The following is a 17769-nucleotide window of genomic DNA, read 5'->3' as shown; positions in this document are numbered from 1 at the left end:
CAGCAGCGGTGAGGCGGACGAACTACGCGTGCTGCAGATTGCAGCGTGCGCTGCATCGGAACTGATCAGTTACGCTACGTACTACACGAGATCAGCACGGTGCGTTGCGCGACACTTGCTATACCACAAATTTCGTGTTGCAATTGACCCGCAATCGGATCTGGCCCCTTCGGCTTTATGTTTCGCGACTGGGAAATCGATATCGCATTGGGTTCGCCGTTTGTGGCGTGGCACGCGGGCAGCGTGCCGCGTCTTTTTTGTATCTAGATCGGGAGGCAGGCGATGCAAAAGGGCACCGTCAAATGGTTCAACCCCACAAAAGGGTATGGCTTCATCCGTCCGACCACGGGCGATAAGGACGTTTTCGTCCATATTTCGGCGGTCGAGCGCGCTGGGCTGAGCACGCTCAACGAGAACCAGGCGATCGAGTACGATCTGGTCGAAAATCGCGGCCGTACCTCGGCGGAGAACCTGAAGATCTCCTAATTCAAGGCCGAAGGTTCGTCGGACTGCCCCCGGTCGAAAGCCGGGGGAACTTCGTGCTGCCGCTCAGCTGGCCGCGGGCACGATCAGCGTTCGCTCAGCTGCGCTTTGCGTGGCGGACCGGCAGAGATCGCCGTCGAACCGGAGCAGGCCGGCAGCGAGCAGCCGCAGCGCCTCTGGGTAGATGCGATGCTCGACCGCGAGCACGCGTGCGGCCAGCGTGTCCGGCGTGTCGTCGTCCTGCACCGGGACCGCGCCCTGGACGATGATCGGGCCTGCGTCGGTGTCCGGCGTGACGAAGTGCACAGTGGCGCCGGAGATCTTCACGCCGGCGCGCAACGCCTGGCCATGCGGATCGAGGCCGGGAAACGACGGCAGCAGCGACGGGTGGATGTTCAGCATCCGGCCGTACCAGCGCTGCGCGAACTCGGCCGTAAACAGGCGCATGAAACCGCCGAGGCAGATCAGCTCGATGCCGCGCGCGTCGAGCTCGGCCTGCAGCTTGGCTTCGAAGCCGGCGCGATCCTTGCCGAACGGCTTGCTTTCGATCACCACGGTGGCGATGCCGCTGCGCTCGGCGATCGCAAGGCCGCCCGCCGTCGCCACGTTGGAAATCACCACAGCGATCTCGGCCGGAAAGCCGTCCTCAGCCGCGGCTTCAATCAGCGCGGCCATGTTGGAGCCGCGCCCGGAAATCAGGATAGCAACGCGAGGCTTCATCGGCGCGCTCACCAGGCGAGGTCGAGGTGGCCGTCATAGACCACGCGCTGCTCGCCCTTGGCGGCAATGACCTGACCGAGCAGGTGCACGCTTTCGCCGCTGGCGGTGAGGCTCTCAATGACCTGATCGACGGCGTCGGCCTTGACGATCATGACCATGCCGATGCCGCAGTTGAAGGTGCGCAGCAGCTCGAGTTCGGCGATCTCGCCTTGTTCGGCGAGCCACTTGAACACCGGCAGCACCGGGATCCGCGGCAGGTCGATGCCGACCCCGAGATGCTTCGGCAGCACGCGCGGGATGTTCTCGGTGAAGCCGCCGCCGGTGATGTGGGCGAGGCCTTTGACGGCGCCGGTGTCGCGGATCGCCTGCAGGCAGGACTTCACATAGAGCTTGGTCGGCGCCAGCAGCGCACCGCCGAGCGTCATCACCGGCGAGAACGGCGCAGGCGCGTCATAGGGCAGGCCGGATTTCTCCACGATCTTGCGGACCAGCGAGAAGCCGTTGGAGTGCACGCCGGAGGAGGCCAGCCCGATCACCGCGTCGCCCTCGGCGATATCTTTCGACGGCAGCAGCGTGCCGCGCTCGGCGGCGCCGACCGAGAAACCGGCGAGGTCGTAGTCGCCGTCCTTGTACAGGCCCGGCATTTCGGCGGTCTCGCCGCCGATCAGCGCGCAGCCGGACTCGCGGCAGGCTTCCGCCACGCCGGCGACGATCTCGGCGGCCGCCTCGGGATCCAGCTTGCCGCAGGCGAAGTAATCGAGAAAGAACAGCGGCTCGGCGCCTTGCACCACGAGGTCGTTGACCGACATCGCGACCAGGTCGATGCCGATGCCGGTGTGCAGGCCGGCGTCGATCGCTACCTTGATCTTGGTGCCGACGCCGTCGGTGGCGGCGACCAGCACCGGATCCTTGAAGCCGGCCGCCTTCAGATCGAACAGGCCGCCGAAGCCGCCGATCTCGGAATCCGCGCCGGCCCGCGCGGTGGCGCGCACCATCGGCTTGATCAGATCGACGAGCCGGTTGCCCGCATCGATGTCGACGCCGGAGTCGGCGTAGGTGAGGCCGTGCTTCCGCTCGGTCATGCCCGGTTTTCCCAATTCAAGCTGTGCGGCACCCGGGCATCCGTCGCCAGGGCGGAGCCCGCCGTCGATTTCGCCGGCGCGACGACGCTAGACCTAAGTCCCGCTTGTCCGCGCCCGGCCGATGTTTTGGGGTGGTTACGTCGGATTCCGCCAGCGTGCAATGGCTCGCAAGGGGACCCAGCATGGTCTATGTAGAAAACCAGCCCGCTCAACCGTCGAAAGTCGAGGTTTTTCGGCGGATTTGGGCCGGAAGCCGGGAACGTTGCGTGAGCATTCCAAACATCATTACGCTTTGCCGCATCCTGTTGGTGCCGGTGATCGTCTGGGCGATCGCGTCCAATGAGATGGAAATCGCCTTCGCGGTGTTCGTGGTGGCCGGGGTCAGCGACGCGGTCGACGGGTTTCTGGCCAAGCGCTTCAACATGTCCAGTGAGCTCGGCGCGCTGCTCGATCCGCTCGCCGACAAGGCGCTGCTGGTCTCGATCTACGTCTCGCTCGGGATCTGGGGGGCGATCCCGCGCTGGCTGGTGATCCTGGTGGTGTCGCGCGACATCATGATCGTCGGTGCGGTGATGATCTCCTGGGTGTTCGGGAGGCCGATCCCGATGAAGCCGCTGATGGTGTCGAAGCTGAACACCGTCGCGCAGGTGTCGTTCGCCGCGCTGATCCTCGGCGCGCTCGCCTTCGGCTTCGAACCCGCGCCTTACGACCTCTTTCTGATGGGCGCGGTGACCGTCTTGACCTTGCTTTCCGTCTCCCTCTATCTCGTCGAGTGGATGCGGCATATGAGCACGATCGAGCCAAGCCGTTGACCGCGTCGGCCGGCCGCGTTTTGGGCCGGCATGGAGCGCCCCGTGCCAGTTCGCGTTGAACCTCGACAATTAGCCCTCGACCTGCCGCATGCCGAAAGCCTGTCGCGCGAGGATTTCCTGGAAGGTTCGGCCAACACCGCGGCGCTGTCTCTGATCGAGAGCTGGCCGGACTGGCCCAACCGTATCATGATGCTGGTTGGCCCCGAGGGCAGCGGCAAGAGCCACCTGGCAGCGATCTGGGCCGAACTGGCGGGCGCCCGGTCGACCGCGGCGCAGGCGCTGAATGCCGCAGCGGTGCCCGGCGCGCTGGCGACCGGCGCGGTGGTGGTGGAAGACCTTGTGCCGGGCAGCTTCGACGAGCGGGCGCTCTTCCACCTGATGAACATGGCGCGGGAAGACGAGGCCTATGTGCTGTTCACCGGCCGGGTCGAGCCGGCAGCCTTGTCGATCGACCTGCGCGACCTGAAGTCGCGGCTGCGGGCCGTGCCGGTGGTGTCGTTGCTGCCGCCTGACGATGCGCTGTTTCGTGCCCTGATCGTCAAGTTCTGCGCCGACCGCCAGATGTGCATCGACGCTGCGCTGGTCGGTTACCTCGCCAACCGGATCGACCGGTCATTCGTGGCTGCCCGCCAGGTGGTGGAAAAGCTCGACACCATGGCGCTGCGGCTCGGCCGTCCGGTGACCCGGGCGCTCGCCTCCGAAGTGCTGCGCGCCGACTAGCGCCCGCCCTGCGGCATATGGCGGGAAGGCGGGCCGCTTGACGGCTTCTGCGCCTCGTTTCTCAATGTCATGGAAACGTCATGCAGCGTCAGCATTGTCTCGCGGCGCCGCAGCCGCGGTGCGCCACATCCTGGTCTGGATCAATTTCTCATGGACTCCGAGCAAGTGATTGCCATCGAAGAGAAAAAAGGCGAAGCCGAGCCGGCGTCGATGATTGCTGCCGGCCCCGAGCGATTCATCAATCGCGAGCTGTCATGGCTACACTTCAACCGTCGGGTGCTCGAAGAATCGGTCAATCCGCACCACCCGGTGCTGGAGCGGGTGCGGTTTCTGTCGATTTCGGCCAACAACCTCGATGAATTCTTCATGGTCCGCGTCGCCGGTATCAAGGCGCAGATCCGCGAAGGCATCACCGAGCGCAGCCCGGACGGCCTGACGCCGTCCGAACAGCTCGCGCTGATCAACGAGGCGGTCTCTAAACTCGCCAGCGACCAGCAGTCGATCTGGCGCGAGCTGCGCGGCGTGCTCGCCGATTCCGGTATCCTATTGCTGGACGGCAAGGACGTCACCAAGGCGGAGCGCACCTGGATCGAGGATCACTTCCTCCACAACATCTTCCCGCTGCTCACGCCGCTCGCGATCGACCCCGCGCATCCGTTTCCGTTCATCCCGAGCCTCGGCTTCACCATCGGCCTGCAGCTGGCACGGGTCTCCGACGGCAAGCCGATGAACGCGCTGATCCGCATGCCGGCGCGGATCGACCGCTTCATCCGTCTGCCTGCGAACGGCCGCGACCAGACCGTGCGGGTGATGACGCTGGAGCAGGCGACCTCGCTGTTCATTGGGCGGCTGTTCCCCGGCTACCACGTCAAGGGCCAGGGCTCGTTCCGGATCATCCGCGACAGCGAACTGGAAATCGAGGAAGAGGCCGAGGATCTGGTGCGGCTGTTCGAGACCGCGCTGAAGCGGCGGCGGCGCGGGTCGGTGATCCGGATGGAGGTCGACGCCTCAATGCCGGAGGAGCTGCGCGTGTTCGTGCAGCGCGCGCTCACCGCGGCCGACGACGAGGTGTTCCTGGTCGACGGCGTGCTGGCGATGAACGAGCTGTCGCAGCTTACTCGCGTCGATCGTCCCGACCTCGAATTCGTGCCCTATGTGCCGCGGCATCCGGAGCGGGTGCGCGACCACGGCGGTGATATCTTCGCGGCGATCCGGCAGAAAGACTTGATCGTTCACCATCCGTATGAATCGTTCGACGTCGTCGTTCAGTTCCTGCAGCAGGCGGCGCGCGATCCCGACGTCGTCGCGATCAAGCAGACGTTGTACCGCACCTCGAACAACTCGCCGATCGTGCGCGCGCTGGCAGAAGCCGCCGAGGCCGGCAAATCGGTCACTGCGCTGGTCGAACTCAAGGCACGGTTCGACGAAGAAGCCAATATCCGCTGGGCACGTGACCTCGAGCGCGCCGGCGTGCAGGTAGTATACGGGTTTCTGCAGCTCAAGACCCACGCCAAGCTGTCGCTGGTGGTGCGGCGCGAGGGCGGCAGCCTGACGACCTACATCCACACCGGCACCGGTAACTACCATCCGGTGACGGCGCGTATTTATACGGACCTGTCGTACTTCACCTCCGATCCGATCCTCGGCCGCGACGCTGCGCGGGTGTTCAACTACATCACCGGCTACGCCGAGCCGAGCGACATCGAGAAGATGGCGGTATCGCCGATCACGCTGCGCAAGACCATGCTCGAGCACATCCGCGGCGAGACGACCTTTGCCCGCCACGGCAAGCCGGCCGCGATCTGGCTGAAGATGAATGCATTGGTCGACCCCGAGATCATCGATGCGCTGTACGAAGCCTCGCGGGCAGGGGTCTCCGTCGAACTGGTGGTTCGCGGCATCTGCTGCCTTCGTCCGGGCGTCCCCGGTCTGTCGGACAACATCCGGGTGAAGTCGATCATCGGCCGGTTCCTCGAGCACGGCCGTATCTATTGCTTCGGCAACGGCTACGGCCTGCCCAGTGCCAAGGCGGCGGTGTACATCTCCTCCGCCGACATGATGCCGCGCAATCTCGACCGCCGGGTCGAAGTGCTGTGCCCGATGCTCAACCCGACCGTGCATCAGCAGGTGCTGGAGCAGATCATGGTCGCCAACCTGAAAGATACCGAGCAAAGCTGGCGGTTATTGCCGGACGGATCGTCGACGCGTATGAAGGCGGCCAAGGGCGAGGAGCCCTTCAACGTCCACAACTACTTCATGACCAATCCGAGCTTGTCCGGCCGTGGGAAGTCGCTCCAGGAATCCTCACCCCGCCGGCTCACCCGGCGTGCTGAACGTCAGCAGTCCCAGCAGACTTCCTAAGGGACGACGACGTTGAGCAAGCAGCCGCACAGGCGCGAACCCAGCGTCGCCGTCATCGACATCGGCTCGAACTCCGTGCGTCTCGTGGTCTACGAGGCGCTGGCGCGCAGTCTGGTCACCGTTTTCAACGAGAAGGCGCTGTGCGGCCTCGGCCGCGAGGTGCAGACCACCGGGCTGCTGACGAAGGACGCCGTCAGCAAGGCGCTGGTGGCACTCCGGCGGTTTCGTGCGCTGATCCGGGTGATGAAGGTCGGCAAGGTGTTCGCGATCGCGACCGCCGCATGCCGCGATGCCAAGAACGGCCCCGACTTCATCGCCGAGGCCGAGCGGATCTGCGGCGTCACCATCGAGATCCTGTCAGGACCGCGCGAGGCCAAGCTGTCGGCGCTCGGGGTGATCTCCGGCGTGCACAAGCCGAACGGCGTCGTCGGTGATCTCGGCGGCGGCTCGCTCGAACTGATCGATGTCCGCGGCAACGCCGTCCGTAAGGGCGTGACCCTGCCGCTCGGCAGCCTGGCTCTGCAGGACGCCTCGCAGAAGTCACTCAAGCGCGCCGAGCGGATCGCTCAGCAACTGCTGTCCCAGGCGGGACCGTTGAAGACCGCCCGCGGCCGCACGTTCTATGCGGTCGGCGGCACCTGGCGTGCGCTCGCCCGGATCCACATCATCCAGAGCGGCCATTCGCTCAAAGTGATGCACGGCTATTCGATCTCGGCAGCCGAAGCCTTGCGGTTCGCGCAGCGGCTGCGGGTGCTGGCGGCTGCTAATCAGCTCGCCGATATCGAAGTCGTCGCGGATGCGCGGCGACCGCTGCTCGCCTATGCGGCGGTCGTGCTCGAATACGTCATCCGCATTGCGAAGCCGAAGACGATCGTGTTCTCGACCTATGGCGTGCGCGAAGGACTGCTGTACGAGCAGCTGCCGCCGGAAGAGCGCGCCAAGGATGGGCTGCTGTGCGCCGCGCAGAACCTGAACCTGCTGTTGTCGCGATCGGCGCGGCATGCTGAGGAGCTGATCGAATGGACCGATCGGCTGTTCCGCGTCGCCAAGGTCAAGGAAACCGATGAGGATCGCCGCCTCCGCCGCGCCGCCTGCCTGATGTCCGACGTCGGCTGGCGCGTGCATCCGGATCATCGCGGCGAGCAGACACTGTCGCTGATCGCCAACGCCAACTTCGGTGACGTCACCCATCGCGACCGTGCCTTCATGGGGCTGTCGGTGTACTACCGCTACGCTGGCTTCAGCGAACAGAACGAGCCGCCGATGTCGGCGCGCGAGTTGGTGACCGAAGCGCTCGACGAACGCGCCCGGCTGCTCGGCGCCGCGTTCCGGGTGGCGCATCTGATCAGCGCGGCGCGGCCGGGCGTGCTGCCTGCAACGCATTTCCGCACCGAGGGCCGCAAGCTGATGCTGGTGTTCGAGCACAGCCTGGTCGATCTCGTCGCCGATCGCGTCGGCAGCCGGTTCAAGCAGCTCGCCAAGATGGTCGGGCGATCAGGGACGATCGTGCTGCGCTGAAGTCTGCCCAGCTCTTAGTTGCTCACACCAGGATGTGGTTGACCGGCTTCGGCAAGGGCGGCAGGTCGGTTTCGCCGAGAGCTTCGCGCAGGTTGATCTCGATCGTATCGGCGAGCGCGGCGATCGGCAGATCGTTGGGCAGTTGGCCGAACGGCTCTTCCAGCTCGGAGCCGAGCGCGTCGAGGCCGAAGAAGGTGTAGGCCGCCAGCGCCGTGGCGAACGGCGTCAGCCAGCCGAGCGTGTTGGCGAAGCCGAACGGCAGCAGGAGGCAGAACACGTAAGCGGTTCGGTGCAGCAGCAGCGAATAGCCGAACGGCACCGGCGTCGAACGGATGCGTTCGCACGCAGCCTGCACCATCGCCATCTGGCCGATGGTGCGATCGATGATCTGGAACGGGATGTCGCGTAGTTCGCCGCTACGATGCAGTGCCGCCAGTTCGGCCTGCATGGCTGAGAGGATGACTTCGGGCGCGTTGCAGCTGGCCTCATAGCGCGCGCGGGTTTCGACGGTGAGATGGCGCGTCACCTTGGTGGTGTCGATTCCTGGGCGAAGATGCAGCACCAGTGCTTGGGCGAATGCCATCGCCAGCCTCAGCAGCGTCCGCCGGCTGCGCTCCGGCTCTTCGCCGGAGCAGGGCAGGATCTGCGTCTGCCGCGCCAGATTGCGGCTGAGACAAATCAGCTCGCCCCAATGCCGGCGAGCCTCCCACCAGCGATCGTAACAGGCGTTGTTGCGGAAGCCCATGAAGATCGACAGCGCGATGCCGAGCACCGTGAACGGCGCGCTGTTGAAATCGGAGACGAGGCCCGGATAGGCGTGATGCGCCCACACCACCGCGACCGACAAGGCCGCGATCAGCAGCGCCTGCGGAAAGATCCGCTGCACCACCGAGCCTTGAACCAGAAAGAACAGCTGAAGCAGATTAGGCTGCGGTCGAACGATCATTGTTCGGCGCTTGAGCTCCGAGTGGCGGCGCTGCGGTCGACCTGAATCACCTTGCCGCGTTCGATCGCAAGCGACAGCCGGCCGTGCTTCAGAGCGAGAGCCGCCTCGCCGAACAACTCGCGGCGCCAGCCGCGTAGCGCGCCGACATCGGCATTGTCATCGGCTGCGATCTGTTCAAGGTCGTCGACGGTCGCAATGACTTTGGCAGCGACGGCGTGGCGCTCGGAGGTCATCCGCAGCAGCACCTTGAGCAGTTCGACGATCGCGGTGCCGTTCGAGTTGTTCCGCGGCTTGTCGATCTTCGGCAGCGAAGCCATATCGCGCGCGAGCCCACGCTGCACCGCTGCGACGATCTCGGTGCCCCATTTCGACCGATCGAATCCCTTCGGCAGCGAGCGCAGGTTGGCCAACTTCTCCAGCGAGGTCGGCGCGTGGGTGGCGATGTCGCCGAGCGCATCGTCCTTGAGCACGCGCGAGCGCGGCACGTCGCGGCTCTGCGCTTCCTGCTCGCGCCAGGCGGCGATCTCCATCAGCACCGCAAGCTCTTTGGGCTTGCGCACGCGCGTCTTCAGCCTTTCCCAGGCGCGCTCGGGGTGGACGTCATACGTATTCGGCGAGGTCAGGACTTCCATTTCCTCGCTGACCCAATCGCTGCGGCCGCGCTTCTTCAGGTCGGCATCGAGCGCAGCGAACACGTCGCGCAGATGGGTGACGTCGGAGACCGCGTAGTGGACCTGCTCCTGAGTGAGCGGGCGGCGCGACCAGTCGGTGAAACGGTGGGTCTTGTCGGGACGATGGCCGGTGATGCGCTCGACGAGCTGGTCGTAGGCGATGCTGTCGCCATAGCCGAGGACCATCGCGGCGACCTGGGTGTCGAAGATCGGATGCGGCACGATCCCGGCGCGGTGCCAGACGATTTCAATGTCCTGGCGGGCGGCGTGGAAGACCTTCAGCACCTGCTCGTTCGCCATCAGGTCGAAGAACGGCTTCAGATCGATGCCTTCGGCGAGCGCGTCGATCACCAGCGCTTCGTCGGCACTCGCCATCTGCACCACGCAGAGCAGCGGATAGAACGTCGTCTCGCGCAGAAACTCGGTGTCGACCGTAATGACGGGATGGCGGGCGAGACGGGCGCAGGCGTCGGCAAGCTGCTCGGAAGTTGAAATCAGGTCCATTAAACTCTGTCGCGTTCGGGGGACGGTTCGGGCGACAATCGGCCGCGCCGGCTGCCCAAAGCCGTCGAATCCGGTCCACTAGACACGCTCGCCCGGCGGCGATCAAGTTCCGCAGAAGGTTTCCAGCACCCGTTCATGGGGCTGCGGCGGCTCCGCATAGCGGGCGAATTCCGCCTGTTCCTCGAAGGGGTTGGCGAGCACCGTCAGGATTTCTTCGAAAGGCGTGAAATCGTTTCGGTCGACGGCAGCCCGGATTACCGCCTCGATCCGGTGATTGCGCGGGATATAGGCCGGGTTGACCCGCCGCATTGCGGCTTGGCGGGTCGCGGCATCCTCCGGCTCGGCTGCGATCCGGGCGCGCCACCGCGGGGCCCACTCGTCGAACGGCGCCGGATCGGTGAACAGGGCCCGAACTTCACTAAGATCCGACGGATCGCCGGCGGCATCGCTCAGCCGGCGGAAGGCGAGCGTGAAGTCGGCTTCGCCCTTGGCCAGGGCAGCCAGGAATTCCTGCGACAGCTGCTGGTCGTCCGGCTGACTGGTGAACAGGCCGAGCTTGGCCGCCAGCTTGGCCAGATAGGCGGCGTTGAACCGCTCGGCAAAGCCGCCGAGCGCGGTCTGGGCGATTTCGATGCCCTTGTCGTCGTCATCCGCCAGTAGCCGCACCAGGCATTCGGCCAGCCGGGTCAGGTTCCACAGCGCGATCGGGGGCTGGTTGCCGTAGGCATAGCGGCCGAACTGGTCGATCGAGGAATAGACGGTCTTCGGATCGAAGGTGTCCATAAAGGCGCAGGGGCCGTAGTCGATAGTCTCGCCGGCAATCGAGCAGTTGTCGGTGTTCATCACTCCGTGGATGAAGCCGATCATCATCCAGCTCGCCACAAGTTCCGCCTGCCGGCCGATCACGCCTTCGAGCAGGGCCAGATAAGGCGAGGGGGCCTGCGCCGCCTCCGGGTAGTGGCGGGCGATGGCATGGTCGGCGAGCGCCCGGACGCTGTCGAGATCGCCTCGGGCGGCAAAATACTGAAAGGTGCCGACCCGGATGTGGCTGGACGCCACCCGCGTCAGCACCGCGCCGGGCTGGATCGGATCGCGCAACACCGTTTCACCGGTCAGAACCGCGGCGAGCGAGCGCGTGGTGGGGATGCCGAGCGCAGCCATCGCTTCGCTGACGATGTATTCGCGCAGCACGGGACCGAGCGCAGCGCGGCCGTCGCCCATCCGGGAAAACGGTGTCCGGCCGGCGCCCTTGAGCTGAATGTCGCGGCGGCCTCCGTTCCGATCGACCACCTCGCCGAGCAGGATCGCCCGGCCGTCGCCGAGCTGCGGCACGAAGTTGCCGAACTGGTGGCCGGCATAGGCCATTGCGATCGAGGCTGCGGTCTCCGGCATTTGGTTACCGGAGAGGATCGCGGCGCCTTCGGGCGTCTCGAGCAGGTCCGGATCGAGCCCGAGCTGGACCGCAAGCGGGCGGTTCAGCTTGATCAACCGAGGGGCGGCGACCGGCGTCGGCGCAACCCGCGCGAAGAAGTTCGGCGGGAGCGCCACGTAGCTGTTGTCGAACGGAAAATGCGCTGTCATCGATCACCAGTTAAGAACGCTTCGCCGTTTCGACAATCCGCCGGAAACCGGCCGGTTTCAACAGCTTCCGCGGAAAAGCTGCAATCCGGAGGCGGGTAGGCGAAAGGTTGTAAAGGGGACTTGCGGCCTGCTTTGAATGCGGTGGTCCCCCGTTCCGCATTTGGTTGCCGCGGTGGGTTCGCTCGGGTAAACCCTGACGCTCTCCGCAACGGCTTGCGGACACGCGATTCTGCCTAAAGACGGCTTTCCCGGGATTTCCATGCACCGTTATCGAACCCATACCTGCGGCGCGCTCCGCGACAGCCATATCGACCAGACCGTTCGCCTGTCCGGCTGGTGCCACCGCATTCGCGACCATGGCGGCGTGCTGTTCATCGATCTGCGCGACCATTACGGCATTACCCAATGCGTTGCCGATCCGGATTCTCCCGCGTTCAAGGACGCCGAAAAGCTCCGCGCCGAATGGGTGGTGCGGATGGATGGCCGTGTCCGCCGCCGCCCCGAAGGCACCGAGAATCCCGACCTGCCGACCGGCGCGGTCGAAGTGTTCGTGACCGAGATCGAAGTGCTCGGCCCGGCGGGCGAACTGCCGCTGCCGGTGTTTGGCGAGCAGGAATATCCGGAAGACGTGCGGCTGCGTTATCGCTTCCTCGACCTGCGCCGCGAGAAGTTGCACCAGAACATCATGACTCGTGGCGCCATCGTCGACTCGATGCGCCGGCGGATGAAGGAGCAGGGCTTCTTCGAATTCCAGACCCCGATCCTGACGGCGTCGTCGCCGGAAGGCGCGCGCGACTTCCTGGTGCCGAGCCGCATCCATCCCGGCAAGTTCTACGCGCTGCCGCAGGCCCCGCAGCAGTACAAGCAGCTGCTGATGATGTCGGGCTTCGACCGTTACTTCCAGATCGCGCCGTGTTTCCGCGACGAAGACCCGCGCGCCGATCGTCTGCCGGGCGAGTTCTATCAGCTTGACGTCGAGATGAGCTTCGTCACCCAGGACGACATCTTCGCCGCGATGGAGCCGGTGATCACCGGCGTGTTCGAGGAATTCGCCAAGGGCAAGCGCGTCACCAAGGGCTGGCCGCGCATCGCGTTCGCCGACTCGATGCGCAAGTACGGCACCGACAAGCCGGACCTGCGCAACCCGATCGAGATGCAGGACGTCTCCGAGCACTTCCGCGGCTCCGGCTTCAAGGTGTTCGCGCGCATGCTCGAAGAGCAGCGCAACCAGGTCTGGGCGATCCCGGGTCCGGGTGGCGGCTCCAGAGCGTTCTGCGATCGCATGAATTCGTGGGCGCAGGGCGAAGGCCAGCCGGGCCTCGGCTACATCATGTGGCGCGAAGGCGGCGAGGGCGCCGGTCCTTTGGCGAACAACATCGGGCAGGAGCGCACCGAAGCGATCCGCGCCGCGCTCGGCCTCAAGGCCGGCGATGCCGCGTTCTTCGTGGCCGGCGATCCGTCCAAGTTCGTCAAGTTCGCCGGGCTCGCGCGCACCAAGGTCGGTGAGGAATTGAACCTGATCGACAAGGATCAGTTCTCGCTCGCCTGGGTCGTCGACTTCCCGATGTACGAGTACAACGAGGACGACAAGAAGGTCGACTTCTCGCACAACCCGTTCTCGATGCCGCAGGGCGGCATGGAAGCGCTGACGTCGCAGGATCCGCTGACCATCAAGGCGTTCCAGTACGACATCACCTGCAACGGCTACGAGATCGCTTCGGGCGGCATCCGTAACCATCGCCCCGAGGCGATGGTGAAGGCGTTCGAAATCGCCGGCTATGGCGAGCAGGAAGTGATCGACCGGTTCGGCGGCATGTACCGCGCCTTCCAGTACGGCGCTCCGCCGCATGGCGGCATGGCGGCCGGCGTCGACCGCATCGTGATGTTGCTGTGCGGCACCACCAACCTGCGCGAAATCTCGCTGTTCCCGATGAACCAGCGTGCCGAAGATCTGCTGATGGGGGCGCCGTCCGAGGTGTCGCCCAAGCAACTTCGCGAACTGCACATCCGGCTCAATCTGCCCGACACTAAGTAAGCGTCAGGCAGCGAGTCGAAACCAACCACAATGGCGGGGGAACGTATGGCGTCGTATTCCGAAGATCTTCAGGCGGCAGCGCTCGGCTATCATCGCCGGCCGAAGCCCGGAAAGCTGGAGATTCAGGCATCGAAGCCGCTCGCCAACCAGCGCGACCTTGCGCTGGCCTATTCCCCCGGCGTTGCTGCAGCCTGTAACGCGATCGCGGCCGATCCGGCGCAGGCCGCCGAACTCACCGTGCGATCCAACCTGGTCGCCGTCGTCACCAACGGCACGGCGGTGCTCGGCCTCGGCAATATCGGGCCGCTCGCCGCCAAGCCGGTGATGGAAGGCAAGGCGGTTCTGTTTAAGAAGTTCGCCGGCATCGACGTGTTCGACATCGAGATCGCGGCCGATACCGTCGATCGCGTGGTCGAAACGGTGGCCGCGCTGGAGCCGACCTTCGGCGGCATCAACCTCGAAGATATCAAGGGGCCGGAGTGCTTCGAGATCGAGGCGATGCTGAAAGACCGGATGAAGATCCCGGTATTTCACGACGATCAGCACGGCACCGCGATCATCGTCGGCGCCGCGGTGAAGAACGCGCTGGCGCTGACCGGCAAGGACATCTCCAAGGTCAAGATCGTCGCGGCCGGTGCTGGCGCAGCGGCGCTCGCCTGCCTCAATCTGCTGGTGTCGCTCGGCGCGCAGCGCAAGAACATCTTCGTCTGTGACCTCGAAGGCTTGGTGTACCAAGGCCGCAATGTGCTGATGGACCGCTGGAAAGAGGTCTACGCGCAGAAGACCGACAAGCGGACGCTGGCCGAAGTCATCCCAGGCGCCGACATCTTCCTCGGCCTCTCGGGACCGAACGTGCTGTCGCAGGACATGGTCAAGCAGATGGCGGAGCGGCCGTTGGTGATGGCGCTCGCCAATCCGACGCCCGAGATCATGCCGGAAGACGTGCGCAAGGTGCGGCCGGACGCGATGATCTGCACCGGACGCTCGGACTTCCCGAACCAGGTCAACAACGTCCTGTGCTTCCCCTACATCTTCCGCGGCGCGCTCGATGTCGGCGCCACCGCGATCAATGAGGCGATGAAGCACGCCGCCGTCGACGCCATCGCGCAGCTCGCGCGCGAGGCACCGGCGGACCCGGTGTCGGTCGGTCTCGATAACGACGAAGCGTTCGGCTTCGGCCCGGGCTCGCTGATCCCGAGCCCGTTCGATCCGCGCCTGATCTTGCGGATCGCGCCGGCGGTGGCGATGGCTGCGATGGATTCCGGCGTCGCGACCCGTCCGATCACCTCGTTCGACGATTACTACGCGCAGCTCGAGCGCTTCGCGTTCCGCTCCGGCCTGGTGATGAAGCCGGTGTTCGCCAAGGCGAAGGGCCAGCCCGTCCGCGTCATTTACGCCGAAGGCGAAGACGAGAAGGTGCTGCACGCGGTGCAGACCATCCTCGAGGAAAAGCTGGCGCGGCCGATCCTGGTCGGCCGTCCGTCGGTGGTGGAAGCGCGGATCAAGCGCTCGGGCCTGTCGATCCGTCCCGGCGAGGATTTCGATCTCGTCAACCCGCAGGACGATCCGCGCTATCGCTCCTATGTGCAGTCCTACATCGACATCGCCGGCCGCGCCGGCGTGACGCCGGCAGCGGCGCGCACGGTGGTGCGTACCAACTCGACGGTGATCGCGGCGCTCGCCGTGGCGCGCGGCGAGGCGGACGCGATGATTTGCGGTCTCGACGGCCGCTACATGAACCATCTGCGCCACGTCCGAGACGTGATCGGCCGTCGTCCCGGCGTGTCGGACTACGCTGCGCTGGCGCTGCTGATCACCAAGAAGGGCCCGATCTTCATCGCCGACACCCAGGTGCGGCCGAATCCGACCGCCGAAGAGCTCGCCGAGTTGGCAGCGCTCGCGGCGGTCCACGTGCAGCGCTTCAATATCAAGCCGAAGATCGCGTTCCTGTCGCACTCGGACTTCGGCAGCTTCCCGACCGACTCGTCGCTGAAGATGCGCCGCGCCACCGCGATCCTGGCCGAGAAGCATCCGGAGATTGAGGCCGACGGCGAAATGCAGGGTGACAGCGCGCTGTCGGAAACGTCACGGCAGATGATCCTGCCGCATTCGCGGCTGACCGGCGTCGCCAACGTGCTGATCATGCCCAATCTCGATACCGCGAATGTCGCCTACCAGATGATCAAGGTGGTGGGCGAGGCGCTGCCCGTCGGCCCGATCCTGATCGGCCCGGCATTGCCGGCGCACATCCTGACCCCGTCAGCGACGGCGCGCGGCATCCTCAACATGACCGCGGTGGCGGTGGTCGAGGCACAGGAGCGGGCGGGACGGCATCAGGGAACGCTGTTCGCCTGAGGCCACGTCAGGCCTGTCGTTTTTTGTTCGTTTGAAAACCCCATGCACCGCGCCCATACTGACGGCGCGGTGCGGCGCGTTCGCCGCTGTCGATGGGGATGCACATGCCGGCCTTGATCGCACTCGGGCGCTTTCTGTTCTCCATTCTGTTCATCTACTCCGGCGCGATCAAACTGCTCGATCTGCCTGCCACCACCCAGGCGGCCGGCAAGTTCGTTGTGCCTGAGATGCTGGCGACCTACACGGCGCAGCTCGAGCAGGCGGCCGGAATGCCGTTTGCCCAGATGCTGGCGCTGGCGGCGGGCGGCATCGAGCTGCTGTGCGGCTTGCTGATCGCGCTGAATTTCGGGGCGCGCTTCTGCGCGCTGGTGCTGATCGTGTTTGTGGCGATCGGAACCTATTACTTCCACGACTTCTGGAACCAGACCGGTGCGGATGCGCAAGCCAATCTGGCGGTCGCGCTGAAGAGTCTCTCGCTGGTCGGCGGACTGCTGATCATTGCCGGGATCGGCAGGGGCGGCGCGGCGTCCGGCGGCCACGCCTGACCCTCGCTTAGCTGCGGCGCCAAGCGGTGACGCTGACCTCGTGGTCGGCGTCGAGGATCTGGCGGTCGGCCGGGTGCAGGCCGTGCGCTGACAGGATCTGTTCCGGCGTCCGCTCGGGCACACCCGGGAAGCAGGGCTCGCCACCGGGGAGCCGTGCCCGCGGAGCCTGCGACAAATAGAACGTGTCGTAGCGATCGAAGAACAGCGCGAACACTTCGGGGCCGCCGATGATTGCCACGGTGCCAGTGGTCACGCCGGCGCGGGCGCAGGCCTCCGCGAACGAGGCGCCCGCGGGATTCCACAGCAGCGCTTTCGGGTTCGACGGGTCGGGTGCCAGGCCGGAGACCTGCCGCGTCACGATCAGCCGGCGGCGCAGCGGCGAGTTGGGCTGGTCTTCGAACGAATTGCGGCCGTGCACGATCAGGTCAGCGCGGTCCAGCGCCGCGGCGAAGAACGCCTGATCACCTTTGTACTTCAAGGCGTCCGGCATCAGCCGATTAGCGTCGGCGAGGTTGCCCTCGGCCGACACGATGACGTAGCCCTCGATCGTCAACGCCGGCGTCGCCGTCATTGGCGCTTCGCAATCCGCATCTGCAAGGCGATGCGGCTTATTCGGAGATCGTCTGCACGACGGCGCTGACCGGCCGGGTGCTCACTGTCGGCAGCGGATTGCTCTTGGCGAGCTCCTCGTCGTACTGCGGCAGCGTCTGCACCGGCGCCTTGGCACGCATCTGCACGACCTTGTAGCCACCGGCCTTCAACCGCCGCAGCAGCTCCGGCAACGCCTCGGCGGTGCTCTTCTGGAAGTCGTGCATCAGGATGATGCCTTTGCCGAGCTTGTCGAGCTTGTTCATCACGTTGTCGACGACCTGCTGCGGCTTGCGCACCTTGAAGTCGAACGAGTCGATGTCGCAGGAGAACATCGCGACATTGCGGGTGCCGAGATAGGTCACCAGCGCCGGCGGATGCTGCAGCGCCGGGAAGCGGAAGAACGGCGACGGCGCGGTGCCGATCGCCCACTTCACCGCGGCGAAACCCTTTTCGATTTCGTCCTTGGCCTGCTGCTCGGTCAACTTCTTGTTGGCGAGATTGGCGTGCGACCAGGTGTGCGAGCCGACAGTGTGGCCGGCTGCGGCGACCTGCTTGAGGATTTCGGGGTGGTAGGTGGCGTGCTTGCCGATCGGGAAGAAGATCCCCTTGGTGCACTGGTCGCCGAGCGCCTTCAGCACCGCCGGGGTGTTGACCGGCCAGGGACCGTCGTCGAACGTCAGCACCACTTCCTTGTCGCGAAGGAAGTCGAGCTGCTTGAAATGTTCGAAACCGAAGCCGGGGCCGCCCGTGGTGTCGATCTCGACCACGCGGCCGACACCGAGCGCATCAGGATTGGCGCAGACCGGCTTGGCGGCGGCTGCCGCTTGTGGGGCGGGCGCTGGGGC

Annotated in this window: 15 protein-coding genes; 8 read left to right on the top strand and 7 right to left on the bottom strand. The window is 65.5% G+C overall.

Translation table 11 applies throughout. The annotated features are described in order from the left end of the window. The first annotated feature begins 282 nt into the window (after positions 1 to 282). Complete coding sequence (locus DY467_RS20980; RefSeq protein WP_013502093.1) at positions 283 to 486, top strand: cold-shock protein; 204 nt, start codon at positions 283 to 285, stop codon at positions 484 to 486. Between the two features lie 63 nt (positions 487 to 549). On the opposite strand, the gene purN is transcribed toward DY467_RS20980, so the two are convergent. Both purN and purM read right to left on the bottom strand, forming a co-directional pair. Further along, entirely contained in the window at positions 550 to 1203 is a 654-nt protein-coding gene (gene purN, locus DY467_RS20975) for a phosphoribosylglycinamide formyltransferase (protein ID WP_107356006.1), read from the bottom strand. A gap of 8 nt (positions 1204 to 1211) precedes the next feature. Further along, entirely contained in the window at positions 1212 to 2285 is a 1074-nt protein-coding gene (gene purM / locus DY467_RS20970) for a phosphoribosylformylglycinamidine cyclo-ligase (protein ID WP_164638720.1), read from the bottom strand. A 266-nt stretch (positions 2286 to 2551) separates the two neighbouring features. On the opposite strand from purM, the gene DY467_RS20965 reads away from it, so the two are divergent. From DY467_RS20965 to ppx, 4 genes are all read left to right on the top strand, one after another. After that, positions 2552 to 3097: a CDP-alcohol phosphatidyltransferase family protein gene (locus tag DY467_RS20965; protein ID WP_107344924.1), complete on the top strand. Its 546-nt coding sequence runs from the start codon at positions 2552 to 2554 to the stop codon at positions 3095 to 3097. 30 nt (positions 3098 to 3127) lie between these two features. Further along, positions 3128 to 3817 (top strand): P-loop NTPase family protein, encoded by a 690-nt coding sequence (locus DY467_RS20960; RefSeq protein ID WP_205502614.1) that lies wholly within the window; start codon positions 3128 to 3130, stop codon positions 3815 to 3817. Between the two features lie 150 nt (positions 3818 to 3967). Then, complete coding sequence (locus DY467_RS20955; RefSeq protein ID WP_164638718.1) at positions 3968 to 6178, top strand: RNA degradosome polyphosphate kinase; 2211 nt, start codon at positions 3968 to 3970, stop codon at positions 6176 to 6178. A 12-nt stretch (positions 6179 to 6190) separates the two neighbouring features. Further along, complete coding sequence (gene ppx, locus DY467_RS20950) at positions 6191 to 7696, top strand: exopolyphosphatase (protein ID WP_164638716.1); 1506 nt, start codon at positions 6191 to 6193, stop codon at positions 7694 to 7696. 22 nt (positions 7697 to 7718) lie between these two features. On the opposite strand, the gene DY467_RS20945 is transcribed toward ppx, so the two are convergent. The 3 genes from DY467_RS20945 to DY467_RS20935 form a co-directional block, all read right to left on the bottom strand. Beyond that, a complete protein-coding gene (locus DY467_RS20945; RefSeq protein WP_164638715.1) occupies positions 7719 to 8642 on the bottom strand; it encodes a bestrophin family protein in 924 nt (307 codons plus the stop codon). Then, positions 8639 to 9817, bottom strand: coding sequence for a ribonuclease D (gene rnd / locus DY467_RS20940; protein WP_107344920.1), 1179 nt, complete (start codon positions 9815 to 9817; stop codon positions 8639 to 8641). The genes DY467_RS20945 and rnd overlap by 4 nt, the downstream gene beginning before the upstream one ends. 102 nt (positions 9818 to 9919) lie before the next feature. Beyond that, positions 9920 to 11398 carry a protein adenylyltransferase SelO gene (locus DY467_RS20935; protein ID WP_164638713.1) on the bottom strand — a complete coding sequence of 493 codons (1479 nt, stop codon included), beginning with the start codon at positions 11396 to 11398 and terminating at the stop codon, positions 9920 to 9922. 259 nt (positions 11399 to 11657) lie between these two features. On the opposite strand from DY467_RS20935, the gene aspS reads away from it, so the two are divergent. The 3 genes from aspS (at position 11658) to DY467_RS20920 (ending at position 16333) form a co-directional block, all read left to right on the top strand. Further along, on the top strand, positions 11658 to 13433 hold the full coding sequence (gene aspS, locus DY467_RS20930) for an aspartate--tRNA ligase (protein ID WP_164638711.1): 1776 nt from the start codon (positions 11658 to 11660) through the stop codon (positions 13431 to 13433). A 45-nt stretch (positions 13434 to 13478) separates the two neighbouring features. Continuing rightward, a complete protein-coding gene (locus DY467_RS20925; protein WP_107344917.1) occupies positions 13479 to 15788 on the top strand; it encodes an NADP-dependent malic enzyme in 2310 nt (769 codons plus the stop codon). A gap of 104 nt (positions 15789 to 15892) precedes the next feature. Further along, the gene (locus DY467_RS20920) at positions 15893 to 16333 is read left to right on the top strand and encodes a DoxX family protein (RefSeq protein ID WP_107346631.1); all 441 of its coding nucleotides are present in this window, start codon (positions 15893 to 15895) and stop codon (positions 16331 to 16333) included. A 7-nt stretch (positions 16334 to 16340) separates the two neighbouring features. Here the strand turns inward: DY467_RS20920 and DY467_RS20915 are convergent, their stop codons facing one another. Both DY467_RS20915 and DY467_RS20910 read right to left on the bottom strand, forming a co-directional pair. Beyond that, positions 16341 to 16904 (bottom strand): dihydrofolate reductase family protein, encoded by a 564-nt coding sequence (locus DY467_RS20915; RefSeq protein WP_164638709.1) that lies wholly within the window; start codon positions 16902 to 16904, stop codon positions 16341 to 16343. Between the two features lie 37 nt (positions 16905 to 16941). Continuing rightward, the coding region (locus DY467_RS20910) for a polysaccharide deacetylase family protein (RefSeq protein WP_164638708.1) at positions 16942 to 17769 on the bottom strand (828 nt) is incomplete at its 5' end.

Source organism: Rhodopseudomonas sp. BR0G17, from assembly GCF_010907025.1.
In the GTDB taxonomy this organism is placed as follows: Bacteria; Pseudomonadota; Alphaproteobacteria; order Rhizobiales; family Xanthobacteraceae; genus Rhodopseudomonas; species Rhodopseudomonas palustris_H.
Note: the sequence above shows the minus strand (reverse complement) of the source record. Positions and strands in the feature narration are given on the sequence as shown.

Coding starts and splice junctions, on each gene's coding strand:
- DY467_RS20980 (WP_013502093.1), top strand. CDS start 283: ATGCAAAAGGGCACCGTCAAATGGTTCAACCCCACAAAAGGGTATGGC.
- purN (WP_107356006.1), bottom strand. CDS start 1,203: ATGAAGCCTCGCGTTGCTATCCTGATTTCCGGGCGCGGCTCCAACATG.
- purM (WP_164638720.1), bottom strand. CDS start 2,285: ATGACCGAGCGGAAGCACGGCCTCACCTACGCCGACTCCGGCGTCGAC.
- DY467_RS20960 (WP_205502614.1), top strand. CDS start 3,128: ATGGAGCGCCCCGTGCCAGTTCGCGTTGAACCTCGACAATTAGCCCTC.
- DY467_RS20955 (WP_164638718.1), top strand. CDS start 3,968: ATGGACTCCGAGCAAGTGATTGCCATCGAAGAGAAAAAAGGCGAAGCC.
- DY467_RS20945 (WP_164638715.1), bottom strand. CDS start 8,642: ATGATCGTTCGACCGCAGCCTAATCTGCTTCAGCTGTTCTTTCTGGTT.
- rnd (WP_107344920.1), bottom strand. CDS start 9,817: ATGGACCTGATTTCAACTTCCGAGCAGCTTGCCGACGCCTGCGCCCGT.
- DY467_RS20935 (WP_164638713.1), bottom strand. CDS start 11,398: ATGACAGCGCATTTTCCGTTCGACAACAGCTACGTGGCGCTCCCGCCG.
- aspS (WP_164638711.1), top strand. CDS start 11,658: ATGCACCGTTATCGAACCCATACCTGCGGCGCGCTCCGCGACAGCCAT.
- DY467_RS20925 (WP_107344917.1), top strand. CDS start 13,479: ATGGCGTCGTATTCCGAAGATCTTCAGGCGGCAGCGCTCGGCTATCAT.
- DY467_RS20920 (WP_107346631.1), top strand. CDS start 15,893: ATGCCGGCCTTGATCGCACTCGGGCGCTTTCTGTTCTCCATTCTGTTC.
- DY467_RS20915 (WP_164638709.1), bottom strand. CDS start 16,904: ATGACGGCGACGCCGGCGTTGACGATCGAGGGCTACGTCATCGTGTCG.